At 49.0% G+C, this 16812-nt stretch carries 15 protein-coding genes and 1 pseudogene; 5 read left to right on the top strand and 11 right to left on the bottom strand.

Features of this window, described 5'->3' with window-relative positions:
* Nucleotides 1-28 precede the first annotated feature (28 nt).
* Complete coding sequence (locus H8L47_RS04200) at nucleotides 29-292, top strand: hypothetical protein (RefSeq protein WP_186951926.1); 264 nt, start codon at nucleotides 29-31, stop codon at nucleotides 290-292.
* Between the two features lie 165 nt (nucleotides 293-457).
* Here H8L47_RS04200 and H8L47_RS04205 read toward each other — a convergent pair whose 3' ends face one another.
* The 4 genes from H8L47_RS04205 to H8L47_RS04220 all read right to left on the bottom strand — a co-directional run bounded on the left by H8L47_RS04205 (nucleotide 458) and on the right by H8L47_RS04220 (nucleotide 4374).
* Complete coding sequence (locus H8L47_RS04205; RefSeq protein ID WP_110254278.1) at nucleotides 458-1024, bottom strand: DUF1415 domain-containing protein; 567 nt, start codon at nucleotides 1022-1024, stop codon at nucleotides 458-460.
* Between the two features lie 118 nt (nucleotides 1025-1142).
* Nucleotides 1143-1832: an aquaporin Z gene (aqpZ, locus tag H8L47_RS04210; RefSeq protein WP_186951927.1), complete on the bottom strand. Its 690-nt coding sequence runs from the start codon at nucleotides 1830-1832 to the stop codon at nucleotides 1143-1145.
* 242 nt (nucleotides 1833-2074) lie between these two features.
* Nucleotides 2075-3661 carry a malate synthase A gene (gene aceB / locus H8L47_RS04215; RefSeq protein ID WP_186951928.1) on the bottom strand — a complete coding sequence of 529 codons (1587 nt, stop codon included), beginning with the start codon at nucleotides 3659-3661 and terminating at the stop codon, nucleotides 2075-2077.
* Nucleotides 3662-3693: 32 nt separating this feature from the next.
* A complete protein-coding gene (locus H8L47_RS04220; RefSeq protein WP_186951929.1) occupies nucleotides 3694-4374 on the bottom strand; it encodes a haloacid dehalogenase type II in 681 nt (226 codons plus the stop codon).
* A 166-nt stretch (nucleotides 4375-4540) separates the two neighbouring features.
* On the opposite strand from H8L47_RS04220, the gene H8L47_RS04225 reads away from it, so the two are divergent.
* On the top strand, nucleotides 4541-5446 hold the full coding sequence (locus H8L47_RS04225) for a LysR family transcriptional regulator (RefSeq protein ID WP_186951930.1): 906 nt from the start codon (nucleotides 4541-4543) through the stop codon (nucleotides 5444-5446).
* Nucleotides 5447-5624: 178 nt separating this feature from the next.
* Here the strand turns inward: H8L47_RS04225 and H8L47_RS30035 are convergent, their stop codons facing one another.
* The 5 genes from H8L47_RS30035 to H8L47_RS04250 form a co-directional block, all read right to left on the bottom strand.
* Nucleotides 5625-7361, bottom strand: coding sequence for a methyl-accepting chemotaxis protein (locus tag H8L47_RS30035; RefSeq protein ID WP_186951931.1), 1737 nt, complete (start codon nucleotides 7359-7361; stop codon nucleotides 5625-5627).
* Nucleotides 7362-7590: 229 nt separating this feature from the next.
* On the bottom strand, nucleotides 7591-7794 hold the full coding sequence (locus H8L47_RS04235) for a cold-shock protein (protein WP_007878889.1): 204 nt from the start codon (nucleotides 7792-7794) through the stop codon (nucleotides 7591-7593).
* Between the two features lie 375 nt (nucleotides 7795-8169).
* On the bottom strand, nucleotides 8170-9849 hold the full coding sequence (locus H8L47_RS04240) for a sensor domain-containing protein (RefSeq protein WP_186951932.1): 1680 nt from the start codon (nucleotides 9847-9849) through the stop codon (nucleotides 8170-8172).
* Nucleotides 9824-10651: an alpha/beta fold hydrolase gene (locus tag H8L47_RS04245; protein WP_222616385.1), complete on the bottom strand. Its 828-nt coding sequence runs from the start codon at nucleotides 10649-10651 to the stop codon at nucleotides 9824-9826. Before H8L47_RS04245 ends, H8L47_RS04240 begins: the two co-directional genes overlap by 26 nt.
* A 353-nt stretch (nucleotides 10652-11004) precedes the next feature.
* Nucleotides 11005-11415, bottom strand: coding sequence for a hypothetical protein (locus H8L47_RS04250; protein ID WP_186951933.1), 411 nt, complete (start codon nucleotides 11413-11415; stop codon nucleotides 11005-11007).
* Between H8L47_RS04250 and H8L47_RS29640 the strand changes: the two are divergent.
* Nucleotides 11398-11529, top strand: a pseudogene (locus tag H8L47_RS29640) (IS630 family transposase); the annotation flags it as partial. The gene H8L47_RS04250 and the pseudogene H8L47_RS29640 sit on opposite strands and share 18 nt — an antisense overlap.
* Nucleotides 11530-11693: 164 nt before the next feature.
* On the opposite strand, the gene H8L47_RS04255 reads toward H8L47_RS29640, so the two are convergent.
* Nucleotides 11694-12479, bottom strand: coding sequence for an enoyl-CoA hydratase/isomerase family protein (locus tag H8L47_RS04255; protein ID WP_186951934.1), 786 nt, complete (start codon nucleotides 12477-12479; stop codon nucleotides 11694-11696).
* 225 nt (nucleotides 12480-12704) lie between these two features.
* On the bottom strand, nucleotides 12705-13184 hold the full coding sequence (locus H8L47_RS04260; RefSeq protein WP_186951935.1) for a thioesterase family protein: 480 nt from the start codon (nucleotides 13182-13184) through the stop codon (nucleotides 12705-12707).
* 144 nt (nucleotides 13185-13328) lie between these two features.
* Between H8L47_RS04260 and H8L47_RS04265 the strand changes: the two genes are divergently transcribed.
* Both H8L47_RS04265 and H8L47_RS04270 read left to right on the top strand, forming a co-directional pair.
* A complete protein-coding gene (locus tag H8L47_RS04265; protein ID WP_186951936.1) occupies nucleotides 13329-14531 on the top strand; it encodes an acetyl-CoA C-acetyltransferase in 1203 nt (400 codons plus the stop codon).
* Between the two features lie 27 nt (nucleotides 14532-14558).
* Nucleotides 14559-16691 carry a 3-hydroxyacyl-CoA dehydrogenase NAD-binding domain-containing protein gene (locus H8L47_RS04270; protein WP_186951937.1) on the top strand — a complete coding sequence of 711 codons (2133 nt, stop codon included), beginning with the start codon at nucleotides 14559-14561 and terminating at the stop codon, nucleotides 16689-16691.
* The last annotated feature ends 121 nt before the right edge of the window (nucleotides 16692-16812 follow it).

The raw sequence follows: 16812 nt of genomic DNA on the forward strand, positions 1-16812 counted from the left end.
TATAGAAACTGAGATAGAAGACTAAAGGGTGAAAAATGCGGAAAATCAGCCTCTTACTGTACATGTTGCTCTGCAAAATAACAAGGCACTTGAATCCAGAAAAACGGAAGAAACGCTGGCCTGGGATTTGGTGCAAGCAGATTTTTTACAGAAAGATGGCAATAGAAGTAAGGCATTTGCAGGAAAACCGGCTGGAACAGTACGATATGCGGTACACAAGCCAGCCATTATTTGCCAGGTGGCGGCAAATAGAAGGGAAGTAACAAGGAAATATTGGCTTATTTCCTTTTAAAATCAAAAACTTAAAAAAATATACTCCCTATCAGTATATTCATTTCTAATGATTTACACTGATTAGCGATAAAAAGTAAATTGTAAATTACTTATTTGCATATCAATATAAGAATTCAATTGATTGATATGCAAACCGCTTTTGTTTGATTTTGCTGATCCAGACTTACTTTTTTTCGTATTTGGAAAACAGGCGACGCCAGCCTTCATGGCCGAGCTCGCGCATGGTCTCCATGTTCTTTTCATAGATTTGTTCAGCCTCAGGAAAAGCCTCTACTGCCTTGTCTATGCTTTCTTCACGCAACAAATGCAAGGTGGGGTATGGAGAGCGATTGGTATAGTTTTCTATATCGTCTTGCTCGGTACCAGCAAACTGATAATCAGGGTGGAAGCTGGCAACTTGCAGGATACCATCGAGCTCCATTTCTTCCAGCATGCCATCGGCGACATCCAGGAAATCATTGAAGTCAAGAAAGTCATTCAATGCCAGAGGATGAATCAGCAAGGTGGTTTCTATCTTCTCTGGATTAGCTTCGGCCAGTAATTCAAGCTCGCGCTCCAGGTCTTCCAGCAAGGCTTCTGGAGTTTTGGCCTGGCTGACAACATAACGCACTTGCTGTTTGACCTGCACAGCCTTGGCAAATGGACAGAGGTTCAAGCCGATGACGGCCTTGTCCAGCCAGGCTGCGGTTGAAGAGATAACGTCGTCGGTATCGATGAGATTGCTGGGCATGATATGCATAAAAAGGGGGAAGGCCCGAGGATACCATGCCAGATTTTCAGATGCATGACATCCGACAAATTTGCATGAGATTGAGGAGCCTTCAGTGCTAGCGCCCTGCCCTCAGATTTTACTTGGACTCACCAGCGATTGCCTTGTAGCTGACAGCACCCAGCACTGCACCGACAATAGGAGCAAGCCAGAACAGCCACAATTGCTGCAGAGCCCAACCACCCACATAGATGGCGACACCAGTACTACGTGCAGGATTGACCGATGTATTGGTGACGGGAATGCTGATCAGATGGATCAGCGTCAAACCCAGGCCAATCGCGATAGGTGCAAAGCCTTGTGGTGCCCGGCTGTCTGTCGCGCCAAGGATGATGACCAAGAACATCATGGTCATCACCACTTCTGTGACCAGTGCTGCCACCATGGAATAACCACCAGGCGAATGCTCGGCAAAACCGTTTGAAGCAAAACCAGCAGATACGTCAAAACCAGCCTTGCCACTCGCGATCAGGTACAAGACCCCACCAGCAACGATGCCTCCCGAAACCTGAGCAATAATGTAAGGCAGTAATTTATTGGCTGGAAAACGACCACCTGCCCACAGGCCGATAGAGACGGCGGGGTTTAGGTGGCAGCCAGAGATATGGCCTATCGCATATGCCATGGTCAGCACGGTCAAACCAAAAGCCAGTGACACACCGTGCAAGCCTATGCCTACACCAGGAAAAGCCGCCGCCAGCACGGCACTGCCACAGCCACCCAGCACCAGCCAGAATGTTCCCAAAAATTCAGCACCATATTGTTTCATTTTTTACGCTCACTTTTCTAAGGTATGAGATTGCCCGGGTTCTGTGCAAGGAATTTGCAAGTACCCAGCACAGTGAACAACAATATAACAAAGCTATATTGCTGCATTGTTAAAATATGTAATGAATTAAACATGTTTTTCAAAAACAATACACTTTCCCTGCAAAATAAAAAAGCGAACACCTTAGTGTTCGCTTCTTCAATCATCTGCAAGCCGGTCAAACTTGCAATGTATCTAACGCATCAGATTTCTTCGTACAGAGGCAAAGTCAGGAATTCGGCAAAGTCTTCAGAAGTCGACATTTCTTCAAAAATTTGCGCAGCGCGGTCATAGGTAACACCTGTACCAGCCACTTCTTTGACCTTGGCCAATTCTTCAGGGATCATGGCGCGTACCATCTCGGCTGTGACCTTGCGGCCATCTTCCAGGTTGCCCTTGGCAGAGCGTATCCATTGCCAGACTTGGGAGCGGCTGATTTCTGCGGTAGCTGCATCTTCCATCAGATTATGGATAGGTACGCAACCATTGCCAGCCAGCCATGCGCCCAGGTAATGGATGCCGACGTTGATGTTGTAACGCAGGCCAGCTTCAGTGATCGGGGCTTCTGGCTGGAAGTTCAGCAAATCCTTGGCACTGACTTCGATATCTGGGCGCTGCTTGGAAATCTGGTTAGGGGCATCGCCCAATACTTTCTTGAATTCTGTCATCGCCAGTTCTACCAGGCCTGGGTGAGCTACCCAGCCGCCATCGTAGCCATCTGTTGCATCACGGGCTTTGTCATTGCGCACGCCGCCCATGGCGATCTCGTTTTTCTCAGGATCATTCTTGATAGGAATGAGTGCTGCCATACCGCCAATAGCTGGTGCATTGCGCTTGTGGCAGGTTTTCAACAACAGCAGAGCATAGGAACGCATGAAAGGCGCAGTCATCGTGACCTTGGCACGGTCAGCCAGGCAGAAATCTTTGTCGTTCTTGAATTTTTTGATGCAAGAGAAAATATAATCCCAGCGACCAGCATTTAGGCCAGAGCTGTGTTCGCGCAGTTCATACAAAATCTCATCCATCTCGAATGCAGCAACAATGGTTTCGATCAATACTGTCGCTTTGATGGTTCCTTGTGCCAGGCCGATTTCATTTTGTGCCATCACGAAAATATCGTTCCACAGGCGTGCTTCCAGATGGGACTCCATCTTTGGCAAATAGAAGTAAGGGCCAGCGCCACGTGCCAGTTGTTCTTTGGCGTTATGGAACAGGAACAGGGCAAAATCAAAGATGCCGCCAGAGATACGTTTGCCATCGACCAGCACATGTTTTTCATCCAGGTGCCAGCCACGTGGACGTACAACAAGTGTTGCGATCTTGTCATTCAGCTTGTAGGATTTGCCGTTTTGTTCCAGGCTGATGGTGCGGCGCACGGCGTCGCGCATATTGATCTGGCCTGTGATCTGGTTATCCCAATTTGGTGTATTGGAATCTTCAAAGTCAGTCATGTAACTGTCAGCGCCAGAGTTGAAGGCATTGATGACCATCTTGCGCTCTACCGGGCCAGTGATTTCTACACGGCGGCATTCGAGTGCTTTGGGGATAGGTGCAATCTTCCAATCGCCTTCGCGGATATGCAGGGTTTCTGGCAAGAAGTCTGGCGTCTCACCGGCATCCAGGCGTTTCACACGTTCTACGCGGGCAGCCAGCAATTCCTGACGGCGTGGCTCGAACGCACGGCTCAGTTTGGCAACCAGTGCCAGGGCTTCTGGTGTCAGAATCTCGGCAAAGCCTGGCTTGATTTCGCCGCTGATTTGCATGCCTTCAGGTAAAGTCAGTTGTGTCATTGTGGTCTCCAAAAAAATGAAATAAAACGAAATCAGTTGCGGTGTTTTGCTATAAAGGGAATCAGGTCTTGCAGCATGCGCCCTTCGCCATGTGGCGTGACGCCCAGTTGTTCCAGTGGTGCGTTTTGCCGGTTGACCCAGAATGTCGTGTAGCCAAACCAGGTGGCACAGCAGGCATCCCAGCAATTGCTGGATACGAACAGGATATTCTTGGCAGGCACACCAAATACATCAGGTGCCATTTGATAGGCTTCAGGTGCAGTCTTGAATTTCTTGACGACTTCGACAGACAGCAAATGGCTGAATATGCCCTGCATGCCAGCCGCATCGACAGCAGACTGTAGCATGTGCAGATTACCGTTCGATAAAATCGACATTTTTATGTCTTGCGTCTGCAAGGCTTGCAGGACAGGCAGGTTTTCAGGAAAAGCTTTCAGTTTTGCGTACTGGCCCATCAGGCTATTTTGCGCATTCAGCGTCAATTCCAAGCCCAGCTTCTGGCAGCAAAATATCAATGCGTCCTGCGTCACTTCCCAGAATGGTTTGTACATGCTGCACATGGTACGCAGACGTGTGTATTCAATTTGCTTGTCGCGCCAGAGTTCAGCCAACGCCCGTCCCTTGCCGGGAAATAGCTTGTCTGCCTGTTCACTGATGGAATACACATCGAACAGGGTACCGTAGGCGTCAAAGGCGATGGCAGAGATGGTCATGGTTTTCTTTAACGACTGAACGACATGCAGTAATTGTAAATGTAGAAAATTGAATAGTAATCATCATGGAAGCAGTATATTCAATATAAAATACTATAATCATCGCATTTCATCACTACATCTTTTTATTTTAGTTGCAAATGAAAGATTAAGAAGCCAAGCTGCTATGGATCAATTCAAACAAATTTCTACCTTTGCTGAAGTGGCAACACGTGGCAGCCTGTCGGCAGCGGCGCGTGCTGAAGGTGTGGCTCCCGCCATGATAGGCCGCCGTCTTGATGCTCTCGAAGAACGCCTGGGCGTCAAGCTTTTGCAACGCACTACCCGCAAGCTGGCGCTGACCAATGAGGGCGAAGCATTTCTGGAAGATTGCCAGCGCATACTGGCTGACCTGGAAGCGGCGGAAGGTGCGGTATCAGAACGCAGCGCACGTGCCAGCGGTACGCTGACGATTTCTGCACCCGCTGGTTTTGGCCGCCAACATGTCGCGCCTTTGATGCCCTCCTTTCTGAGTGAGCACCGAGATGTGAAACTGACACTAAGCCTGAATGACCGCGTGGTAGACCTGATTGGTGAAGGCATAGACGTGGCGATACGCATCGCCGCATTGACCGACTCCAACCTCATCGGCGTCAAGCTGGCGGATAACAAACGTGTGGTGGTCGCCTCGCCCACCTATCTCAAGCGTCATGGCACACCGCAAACCCTGGATGAACTCAGCAAGCACAATTGCCTGGCTTTCAGCTCTGACGGCAGCCAGCGCGGCTGGACTTTTCGCCAGAACGGCAAGAATGTGACGCTAAAAGTGGAAGGCAATATGGTCTGCAATGACGGTGAAGTTTTGCATGACTGGGCGCTATCCGGCAAAGGACTGGCTTGGCGGTCGATGTGGGAAGTGGGGGCAGAAATTGAATCAGGCAAGCTGATTACTGTACTGGATGAATTCAATGCGCCGGGCAATGATATCTATGCGATATTTGCCCAACGCCGTCACCTGCCCTTGCGCATACGTGCCTTCATCGACTTTCTGCGCCATGCCTATAGCCAGCCAAATTACTGGAAAAAATCCTGAGCAGGATTTTCTGAATTTTTCTGAGTCCCTGCTCCGCATCAAGCACGCTCCGGAAGCGGAGGGAAGTTGCCAAACGCTCTTACACCCTGTTCACGATCTGTAGCGAGCGGGCGTCACGAGGTGAAGAGCAGCACATGAGCCCCCATCACGCACGCGCAGTAAGATCGTGCACAGGTTCTTAAAATTCTTCCCAGTCATCCTGCGCAGCTGACGGGGCTCCTTTAGTCGTCTTATTTTGTGCTGTCGCTGCTGCTGCGGGCAGCGAATTGACCGTCGCACGTTTGGCAGCAGGGGTTTTTTTGATCACGGCTTTTGCTGGCGATACCACAGATGCATTGCCGCGATTATTACCACCATTAGTGCCGCCATCATTGGCATCAATCTTGAAAATACTGACAGCATGATTCAGATTATTCGCCTGATCCCGCATACTGCTTGCTGCCGCTGCTGCCTGTTCCACTAAGGCGGCATTTTGCTGGGTTGCCTCATCCATCTTGCCTATGGCCAGGCTTACCTGGTTGATACCATCTCTTTGCTCAGCGCTGGCAGAAGTGATTTCTGCCATGATGTCGGCCACATTCTTGATCGAGACGACGATTTCATCCATGGTTTTGCCTGCATCATCCACCAGTCGTGAACCGACCTCCACCTTATCAACAGAATTGCTGATAAGTTCTTTGATTTCTTTTGCTGCATTGGCAGAACGCTGCGCAAGATTACGCACCTCGGTTGCCACTACAGCAAAGCCTCTGCCCTGCTCACCAGCGCGCGCCGCTTCAACTGCCGCATTCAAGGCAAGAATATTGGTCTGGAAAGCGATGCCATCAATAACACCAATAATATCGACAATCTTCTTTGAGCTTTCTTTGATCGATGACATGGTATGCACCACATCGCCGACCACTTGACCACCTTTGCTCGCAACTTCAGAAGCATTTGACGCCAGCGTATTTGCCTGACGGGCATTATCGGCATTTTGCTGTACGGTCGAAGTCAACTCTTCCATGGAAGAAGCAGTTTCTTCAAGGCTGGCAGCCTGCTGCTCAGTACGGCTGGACAAGTCCATATTGCCACTGGCAATTTCCTCAGAAGAGATGGCAATAGACCCGCTTGAATTACGCACCATGGTGACGGTTTGCATCAGGCTTTGGCGCATGTTTTCCAGAGCAGAAACCAGTTGTCCCATTTCGTCCCGGGACGTTGGCTTCAGTTGCTGCGTCAAATCACCATTACCTATGGCTTCAAACTGGGAAATTGCCAATTTTAATGGATGAGAAATGGCGGCGAGTAAAAAGTAAGCCGAAATAAAGACCGCAACCAAGCCACCTATCACTCCGAGAACATCAACCCAAACGAAGGTTGTAAATGCGCTTTCGCTGAGCTTTAATGAATTGGCTGCACCAGTAAATTGATACTCACTGAGCATTGCCATTTTGTCAGAGTAGGCGCTATAGGCGGGTGGCACTATCTTCATATTGATATTATCCGCCTCCTCCTTATTACCTGCCTTAATGGCATTCACCATTGGAAGATGTGCATCCTTGATGTATTTTTCACGCAAGACAGAAACCTCATCGGAGATTTTTTTCTCTCCTGCGTCTTGCGGTAAAGCCAGGTATTTTTTCCAATATACTTCTGACTGATTGAAGAAATCTTCGGAACGCTTGATGGTCTCCGCAGTATCAGGGAATTCCGGATGGGCGATAGCCCGGTCAAGGGCTGTGCGCGCCCGCAGGATAAGGACCCGTGACTGCCCGAGTGACTCGACAGAGGGCAATTGATTGGAAAAAATTTCCTTGATGACGGCGTTACTGTTTCTGACACCATAAATCCCCATCAATCCACCTATGACCAACATAATTGCCATGAAAGCCATTACGCCTATCAGTCTTAACCTGATTGTCAGATTAAACATCTTTACTTCCCCTTTTTAAGGTTCCTAGCCAATTTGAAGCAAGAATACAAAAATTCTTAATGAAAGTATTGATCCGAGACAACTTTAGTAGAAATGTCGCAAAACTAGTATAAATACGTTTGCAATTATTGGGGGAAGAAAATTTTGTATTTTTATAAAAAAAAATCCCCGACATGTCGGGGATTTCTTAGAGCAAATCTGGCGTTACACCAGACTAACAAAGAAGCAATTAGATTGCTTGGATGTTAGAAGCTTGCTTGCCTTTAGGGCCTGTCGTTACTTCAAAAGAAACGCGTTGGTTTTCTTTCAAAGATTTGAAGCCGTTAGATTGGATAGCGGAGAAATGAGCAAACAGATCTTCACCGCCTTCATCTGGAGTGATGAAGCCGAAACCTTTTGAATCATTGAACCATTTAACAATACCTGTTGCCATTACAATTTCCTATTTCAGTTAATGTGGGCATGTGCCCGATAGATCGTTTCAACCAAGTAAGAAATGACAGACTGATACTGCACTACCACTTTGAATCTCAACGACTGAACGATTATACGCAGAATTTCGGGAAAAAGTAAAATAAAACACTACACACTCGATTAATCTTACACTTTCGGAGGGAAAAGTCGCCTTTCTGACGCAAAATCCATCGCAATTTGTCATGCGATTGTCACATTTCTCACCTAGCCTGAATATTGCATAAATCTTCGGAGCGTCAATTGATCGCGGCCGTTTCCGTCATCGGAGGGCCTTTTGTTTCAGGTGCAGGGTGATGAGGTAAATTCTTCCCCTGGTTGTAAAGTCCATTACCCCCTAATTTGAATCTGAAAATACAAAAATATTTTTCCCAGACTTTTTTGCTTTATACATAGCATCGTCAGCAAGTTTGAGCAATTGATCAGGTGTCTGCCCTTCATTTTGGAATAATGCTATGCCGATAGATGTACCTACCCGTGCGTCTTTTCCTAAGTTGAGGATAGGCTCGTTGACAACCGCGATTAATCGCGAGGCAATGATGGAGATACTTTCACGACTATCAGGATTGTCTAGCAATATGACAAATTCATCCCCGCCCAAACGAGCCACAGTATCGGAGCCACGCAGTTGCCCTTCAAGTCTTGTTGCAATTGTCTTGAGAACATGATCGCCCATGTCATGTCCCAATATATCGTTAACTAATTTAAAGCCATCCAGGTCTAAAAATAACAACGCGATTTGGCGCTTTTCACGTTCGGCCATAGTAATAAGCTGCCCGAGGCGCTCGACCAGCAATAACCTGTTTGGCAAGCCCGTTAAACTATCGTGAAAAGCCATGTGATGAACCAACTGTTCTTTGTCCCACTGTACTGTTATGTCATCGAATACACCAACGTATGTCGTGATTTCACCAGCGTCGTTTTTTACAGCTGAAATTGAGAGTTTTTCAAGGAAAACCGTGTCGTCTTTGCGCTTACTCCAAACATCACCTTTCCATTTTCCAGAAAGATTCAATTCTTTGTAAAGATTGTTAAAAAACTCTGGACTATGGCGAGAAGAACTGAGTAAATTTGCATTTCTTCCGACTGCTTCTTCCTGGGTGTAGCCAGTAAGCCGTGTAAACGCCTGGTTCACCGACAAGATAATCGATTGCGGGTCGGTAACCATGATCCCTTCTGACGTCGCTTCAAACACGCTAGCAGAAAGACGAATGGCTGCATCTGCCTCCCGTACTTTCGTGATGTTTGTAACAAGCGCGAAGAAACCCATTATCTCGCCGCTTGAATCTCTATCAGGGATGTAGTTGGCAAGCGTATAACCTATACTACCGTCCGGTCTCTTTATTTCGCGCTCAAATTCCTGTGGCTCCCCCGCAAGTGCGCGCTGCATATACGGAAAATTCAGCGAAAATAGCTGCTCTCCCAGCAAGTCTTTTATGGACATGCCTAATATCTCTGAAGGAGTGAACCCGAACCATCTCAAATATACAGAATTTGCAAACTTGCAAATCAAATTTTTATCCCAATACGCAATCATGCTCGGCAAGCCGTCTGCAATGGTACGGATGAACCTTTCCCTATTGATACTCTCAACCGACATCTCATCTGCTTTTTGTCTGGCCTGCAACAAATCATGTTCAAAACGGGTGCGCTCCACCGTGACATAAAAAATCCAGGTCAGGCTTTCCACATCGATCGATGATGTTTTCTGACAATTGACGTAGACTGGAGTCCTGGTTCCAGTACTGCTGATCAATTGCAAGCGAATTTCACGTATTTGCCCCTCACGCAATATCATGGGGATCACATGCGTTTGCAGAAAAATCCTGCTTGCCATTGGCAATAGCACATCCATCGATTTATCAATAAGGGATTCCGGATCTTGCTCAGTAAGACTAAGCAGACTTTGGTTGACTGATAGAATTTTGCCTGCCCAATCGGTCACCAGAATCGGGCAAGGTATTTGATCAAAATTTTGCACTAAATTTCTATCAACTGGGATGACTGAGATATTCACGAATGGCATCAACGACGAGCGAGGGTTCGCTCATGTGCGCGCAATGGCCTTGCACTTCCAGCACTTTAAGAGTACTGCCAGCCAGATGATTGTGAACGTATTCACCGACCTGAACCGGTGCCAGCGTATCTGTTCTGTGCTGAATAACCAGGCAAGGTCGGTTCACTTTGGGAAGGTCGGCTCTGTTATCAGAGAAAAAAGTGGTTCTCGCAAACACCTTTGTCGTCGTTGGGTCGGTAGAACAAAAACTGTCCGATAGTTCAGCAGTTACAGAACCGGCCTCACCTTGTGCAGAAACAACCGGGGCAAGATAGTTAGCCCACCCAATATAATTCTGCTCCATGAGATCTAGCAGACCTTCAAGATCCTCCTTCTCAAATCCACCAAAGTATTCGGGTGGGTCATTGACAAAGCATGGGTTTGGCCCTACCAAAATCAACTTATCAAACAATTCTGGTCTTGCAATCGAAGCCAAGATTCCGGCACTGCAACTGACAGAGTGTCCAATGAATGTAATACCACTTGCCAAACCAAGTGCATCGCAGACGTCGAGTATGTCTTGGGCATAGCCGTTAAGACTGGCGTACCGATGCGGGTCAAAAGCCTTTAAATCCGACCTTCCTGAACCCACATAATCAAACAGTACTTGTTTGTGAGTCCCAATAAACGCAGGCGTTACCCTGTCCCACATATTTTGATTGCATCCAAAACCATGGGCATACAGCAGCACTGGACCAGACTCGCCAATGACTTTTACGTTATTACGATGAAGAACATTCAAGTCTATCTTTTCTGCAGACATGGGTTAACTCCGGTGCTGGTTAGGTTGACGTAGCTTACAGTAAGGTCGATGGATGTGAGGCACATCCTTCAATATTCAAATTTTGTGAACAATTGACGTCCAAGTAGCTTAAAGCAGCAGCTTGGCTCAAGTATATGTTTATTGAGCAAATACGCAAATTGAACTAGCCGCCGAACTGCGTATTCTATCTACTTCGCAAAACAATGTTGCGCGGATGCAATAGACGTTTCAGAATCACTTTCAAACGCAAGGAGTTTATAAATTTGTGAGATGCTGATGCTGGTTTTGTACGCACTGGCGAGGGTGGTTTCTAACCTGGCCAGGACTTGCCCAGCTTTGACGCCGGCACCTTCTTATACCAGTTTTTCTTTGAGTAAACCTGCTTCTCCTGGTTGCACGATCTTGAGCAGGGTCTTGGGAGTGAGTTTGCCTTCAGCCGTGGCGATGATGTCTAGCCTACCGATGGCAGCGCGGGGCAGCGGGATGAAGACGAGGATGCGGACTACCCACAGGAAGATGCGGTCTATGTGACTGGGGTTGCAGTTGCTTTTATTTGTCTTGCTGGTGCCGGAGGCATTGGCTGGGCGCCGTTCTGTCAAACGATAGATGGCATCAACCTTAAGGCATTTGGGCAAGCCATGGGCAATGACGAGCATGGTGACTTTGCCTTTGAGGGCGTTGATCGTGTGGGCGAAACGTTCTGCGGTGGTGTCGAGCGCGCTGGTTGTAAAGTATTCCTCATTTAAGACAAGCTGCGTGTGCATCACTTCAAGCCAGTAAAGGCAAGCTTAGCCGTACATGCCAATGAAGTAGATGTGTTTTATTTGCCCAGTTACAGCCCTGAAATCTATCCCGAAGAACGCCTCAACGCAGATATTATGTAAGCGATTCGGAGCAAGGTTTTGGTGTGCATAAAAGAAAAACTACGTACAACCACTGAGTGGCGCATGAACGACATTGCGATCAAACTGGGGCGCTGACATACTTACTAACAGGATGCCTTGGTGAAATACGCAGCTTTATCTATTTGAATGTCGAATCACTAATTCAGCTTGCAACCAAAATGAGCGGTGCGTTTATCCAGGAAGGCTGATACCCCTTCAGCAAAGTCCGGTGTCATCGTGACCGTTGCAAAAGCCTCGATCTCGTCATTGACCTGCTGTTCAAGCGAAGTCGCGTCTGACTGATAGATCAAGCGTTTTATTCTGGCATAAGTTTCTTGAGGACCACGCAGTAGCTTCAGCGCCAGCTTCTCAGTCACATCTTTTAATTGCTCTGGAGGTACGACAAGATTAATGAGACCAAAGGCCAGGGCTTCATCGGCATCGAAATTCTCTGAAAACAATAGCCATTCCAGCGCCTTGCGGTTACCGACCAGGCGCGGCAAGAACCAGGTATTGCCGACATCAGGGCTTGCACCTATCTTGGCGTAGGCCATATTGAAACGCGTGCCCTTGGCAGCCACGACCAGATCAGCCGCATTCATAGTGCCCATGCTGCCACCGGCAACCGCTCCGTGTACAGAGGCAATGACAATCGCAGGCAATTTATGCAGGCGCAATATCGCCTGATTCAGTTCAGCACCAATTTCACGTATGGCTTCAGGAGATGCCGGGTCGCCAGGCTTGAAGCTGGCAATGTCGCCGCCAGCGCCAAATACCTTGCCCTCGGCACGAACAATCACGACGCGTATGCTGTGGTCTTCTGCAAGCAACTGTGTCAACTCGTTCAGGGAACGTATCTCGGCTGCCCCCATCACGTTCATGCAACTCGGATTATCAAAGATGATGGTGGCCAGTCCATTGGCTTTTTCAAGACGTATGCTCATGTCAGTCTCCCTTGTTTTGGCTTGGAACCTGTTTGCGATCTGTAGCAAGCGTGCGTCAGCGGGGTCAGGGTAACAAAAACGCAGCGCAAAAAGCGGAATGTACTCCAGTACATGAGCATTTTGAACAGCACATGCGCCCCGCGTGGACTCCGATTGCGCACGCGCAGTAAGATCGCAAACAGGTTCTTACATCTACTATCCTAGTACAAGTAGGCAAAAAGGCAATCAAGCACGTCCATGTAACATGAATGCGGCTGCACCTGTCGCAATTCTGTCACCTTTTTCATTACGCAAATCCATCAGGACATTGGCGACGCGCTTGCCCAGACGGGTGACTTCAGCGGTAGCGACAAAGTGCTTGCCACGCCCTGGCTGCAGATAGTCGATGCGTAAATCTATGGTACTCATCTTGCCAAATTCCTTGAGCTGCGAGATCACATCATCTTGCGGGCTTTGCTGTGCCATTTTGAGCAAGATGGCAAAACCCGCCACGCTGTCCAATACAGAGGCAATCACACCGCCATGCAGCATGCCTTGGGCAAAATTGCCTAATAACTCGTCCCGCATGCCTATGCTGAGGCGCGGTGCATCCGGGTCAAAACTGTCCAGCTTCATGCCGAGCAAATGGCAAAACGGGATTTTTTCCTCTATCACCATTTTGAGCATGCCTTGAAATTCGGGGTTGTTTATGATGTTTTGTGTCATTGCGTATTTTCCTTATGTCCTGTGGCAAAACCTGACTCACAGCATTTAATCAAGCATTTGCTTTATTAATTGTATCATCATACACTTGAGCACTTACAAAGCCATATATCCCTTCCAGTACAGACCAACAGACAGGAGAATGAAATGACCGAAGCCTATCTTTTTGATGCACCACGCACACCGCGCGGCAAGGGCAAGAAAGATGGTTCACTGCATAGCGTCAAACCTATCTCCCTGCTGTCTGGCCTGATGCAGGATATGCAAGAACGTCTGTCGCTTGATACTGCACTGATCGATGATGTCGTGCTTGGCTGTGTCACCCCCATTGGTGACCAGGGCGCAGACATTGCCAAGACGGCGGCGCTGGCTGCAGGCTGGGACTGGCAAGTGGCAGGCGTGCAACTGAACCGCTTTTGCGCATCCGGCCTGGAAGCAGTCAACCTGGCAGCTCAAAAAGTACGTTCAGGCTGGGAAGACCTGGTGGTCGCTGGCGGTGTCGAATCCATGTCACGCGTGACCATGGGATCAGATGGTGGCGCCTGGGCAGCCGACCCGCAAACCAGCATGCAAACTGACTTTTTGCCGCAAGGCATAGGGGCAGACCTGATCGCCACGCTGGAAGGATTCAGCCGTGAAGATGTTGATGCCTTTGCCCTGCGTTCGCAAGAAAAAGCCACTGCAGCGCGCGCGGCTGGCCGCTTCAAATCCCTGCGTCCGGTGCGGGACATGAATGGCCTTGTGATACTGGCTGAAGACGAATTCATCAAGCCACAATCCAGCATGGCCGCGCTGGCCTCGCTCAAGGCTTCATTTGAAATGCCGGGCAAGATGGGATTTGATAGCGTTGCCATACGCAAGTATCCGCACATTGAACGCATCAACCATGTGCATACAGCCGGCAATTCTTCCGGCATCGTTGATGGTGCCGCTCTTGCCCTGATAGGCACCGAAGCCATGGGCAAACGCCTGGGCCTGAACCCGCGTGCCCGCATTGTCGCTACAGCAGTGACGGGCACTGACCCGACCATCATGCTGACTGGCCCCGGCCCTGCCACGTTGAAAGCCTTGAGCACAGCCGGTCTGCGTATAGAAGATATCGATCTGTTTGAAGTCAATGAAGCCTTTTCAGCGGTCGTTATGAAATTCATGAAAGACCTCAAGGTGCCGGAAGAAAAAGTGAATGTGAATGGTGGCTCAATTGCGCTGGGCCACCCACTGGGGGCAACTGGCTGCATGTTACTGGGCAATCTGATAGACGAACTGGAAGCGCGTCAGTTAAAACGTGGCCTCATTACCCTGTGTGTGGGTGGCGGCATGGGCATCGCCACCATCATAGAGCGCGTTTAAACCAGAAATATAAGCGAAAAAAACATCATGATCAATTACAGCAAAGACGAACACAACATAGTCACTCTCAGCATAGATATGCCGGGTTTGTCAGTGAATATCATGAACGCAGCATTTCGTGATGCACTGGCATCTGCCGTCGCCAGACTGGAAGAAGAAAAAGAACAACTCAGCGGCGTCATCCTGACTTCAGGCAAGGACAGTTTTTTTTCTGGTGGCGACTTGCGCGAACTCATCAGCATACAAGATGCAAAGTCCTGTCTGGACATGGTAGAGAAAAACAAGGCTGTGTTGCGTCGTCTGGAAAAACTCAGCAAGCCCGTGGTGGTCGCCATCAATGGCAGCGCCCTTGGCGGTGGACTGGAGTTGGCGCTGGCCTGCCATTACCGCATTGCACTGGATAATCCCAAAGCAAAAATCGGTTTCCCCGAAGTGACGCTGGGATTATTACCCGGTGCGGGTGGCGTGGTACGCAGTGTACGTCTGCTGGGATTGCAGGAAGTCATGCCTTATCTGCTTGAAGGCAAGCAGGTTTCTCCGGCAGCCGCTGTAAAGGCTGGTCTGGTACATGCCCTCGCCAGCAGCCATGAAGACATGTTGCAACAGGCTACAACATGGATACTGGCTAACCCACAGGGGCAACAGCCATGGGATGATGCAGCCTATAAACTGCCCGGTGGCGCAGCCAATTCTGCCAAGCTGCTGCCCATGATCATGGTAGCACCTGCCATGTTGCGCGAAAAAACCCGTGGCAATTATCCCGCGCCAGAAGCCATATTGGCAGCGATGGTTGAAGGCGCACAAGTTGATTTTGACAATGCCCTGAAAATTGAAGGCCGTTACTTCACCCACCTGGCGACTGGGCAGGTCGCCAAGAATATGATAGGCACCCTGTTCTTCCAGATGCAGGAAATCAGCTCTGGCAAAAGCCGCCCGCAACATATCCCGAAATCCAATGTAAGCAAACTCGGTATCATTGGTGCTGGCATGATGGGCGCAGGCATAGCCGCTGTCAGTGCGGCGCGAGGCATCACTACCATATTGAAAGAGCATACACTGGAAAAAGCTGAGCAAGGCAAAACCAATATTGCCAACAGTCTGCATAAAAAAGTCGCGCAAGGTCGCCTGCCAGCAGAAACAGCAGCACGCCAACTGGAGTTGATACTGCCAACAGCACATACCAGTGATTTTTCTGGATGCGACCTCATCATCGAAGCCGTGTTTGAAAACCGTGAACTCAAGGCCACGGTCAGCAGTGAAGCTGAAAGCATGCTGGCAGCAGATGGCATCATGGCAAGCAACACCTCTACCCTGCCGATCAACGGCCTGGCAAAGGCTATCAGCCATCCCGAACGTTTCATAGGTATACACTTCTTTTCACCTGTTGACAAAATGCAACTAGTGGAAATCATCAAGGGTAAACTAACGAGTGAGGTAACACTGGCCCGCGCATATGACTACGTCCTGCAGATAGGAAAGACGCCCATTGTCGTCAATGACTCACGCGGTTTTTTCACCAGCAGAGTGTTTGCCAGTTTTGTCAACGAGGGTTTGAGCATGCTGGCAGAGGGTTTGCCAGCAGCACTCATAGAAAACGCAGCACTCTCAGTCGGCATGCCGGTTGGTCCACTGGCAGTGCAGGACGAAGTATCGCTGAGCCTGTCGCGCCATGTCGCAGCGCAAACCAAAGCCGATCTGGAAGCGGAAGGCAAGAGCTGGCAAGCCCCGGCGTCTGCAGCCATTATCAATGCCATGCTTGATGAGCATCAGCGTGCAGGTAAAGCTGCTGGTGCAGGGTTTTATGAATACCCGAAAGATGGTAGCAAGAAGTATCTGTGGCCAGAGTTGAGTAAATTGTTTGGCAAACCCGGAGTCAGCCTGCCCTATACCGATTTGCAAGACAGATTCCTCTATATTCAATCCATAGAGACTCTGCGTTGCATGGCTGAAGGCGTACTCGAATCCAGCCGCGATGCCAATATAGGTTCTATTTTTGGCATAGGCTTCCCAGCCTGGACTGGCGGTGCAGTGCAATTTATTAATCATGTAGGCGCAGAACGGTTTGCCGTGCGTGCAGCAGGATTACAAGCGCAATTTGGGGAGCGTTTCGCCTTGCCAGAAAATTACCTGGCACTTACCCAGCCCCGTGCGAATGATTGAGTTAGCACAAACAAGTTGAATCTAATGGTAGCCTGCAATTGATTTGCAATTGACTCCAGTATGCCTGCGCGTGTTCAATAGTGTTTGAGTTCTTTGGACTTGCCTGACGACAGGGTAAGTT

Origin of the sequence: Undibacterium umbellatum, from assembly GCF_014284125.1 — a bacterium.
Taxonomy (GTDB): domain Bacteria; phylum Pseudomonadota; class Gammaproteobacteria; order Burkholderiales; family Burkholderiaceae_D; genus Undibacterium; species Undibacterium umbellatum.

Bases quoted from the DNA above. Each gene is read 5' to 3' on its own strand.
- H8L47_RS04205 (WP_110254278.1), bottom strand. From the start codon at position 1,024: ATGCCCAGCAATCTCATCGATACCGACGACGTTATCTCTTCAACCGCA.
- aqpZ (WP_186951927.1), bottom strand. From the start codon at position 1,832: ATGAAACAATATGGTGCTGAATTTTTGGGAACATTCTGGCTGGTGCTG.
- aceB (WP_186951928.1), bottom strand. From the start codon at position 3,661: ATGACACAACTGACTTTACCTGAAGGCATGCAAATCAGCGGCGAAATC.
- H8L47_RS04220 (WP_186951929.1), bottom strand. From the start codon at position 4,374: ATGACCATCTCTGCCATCGCCTTTGACGCCTACGGTACCCTGTTCGAT.
- H8L47_RS04225 (WP_186951930.1), top strand. From the start codon at position 4,541: ATGGATCAATTCAAACAAATTTCTACCTTTGCTGAAGTGGCAACACGT.
- H8L47_RS30035 (WP_186951931.1), bottom strand. From the start codon at position 7,361: ATGTTTAATCTGACAATCAGGTTAAGACTGATAGGCGTAATGGCTTTC.
- H8L47_RS04235 (WP_007878889.1), bottom strand. From the start codon at position 7,794: ATGGCAACAGGTATTGTTAAATGGTTCAATGATTCAAAAGGTTTCGGC.
- H8L47_RS04245 (WP_222616385.1), bottom strand. From the start codon at position 10,651: ATGTCTGCAGAAAAGATAGACTTGAATGTTCTTCATCGTAATAACGTA.
- H8L47_RS04250 (WP_186951933.1), bottom strand. From the start codon at position 11,415: ATGCACACGCAGCTTGTCTTAAATGAGGAATACTTTACAACCAGCGCG.
- H8L47_RS04255 (WP_186951934.1), bottom strand. From the start codon at position 12,479: ATGAGCATACGTCTTGAAAAAGCCAATGGACTGGCCACCATCATCTTT.
- H8L47_RS04260 (WP_186951935.1), bottom strand. From the start codon at position 13,184: ATGACACAAAACATCATAAACAACCCCGAATTTCAAGGCATGCTCAAA.
- H8L47_RS04265 (WP_186951936.1), top strand. From the start codon at position 13,329: ATGACCGAAGCCTATCTTTTTGATGCACCACGCACACCGCGCGGCAAG.
- H8L47_RS04270 (WP_186951937.1), top strand. From the start codon at position 14,559: ATGATCAATTACAGCAAAGACGAACACAACATAGTCACTCTCAGCATA.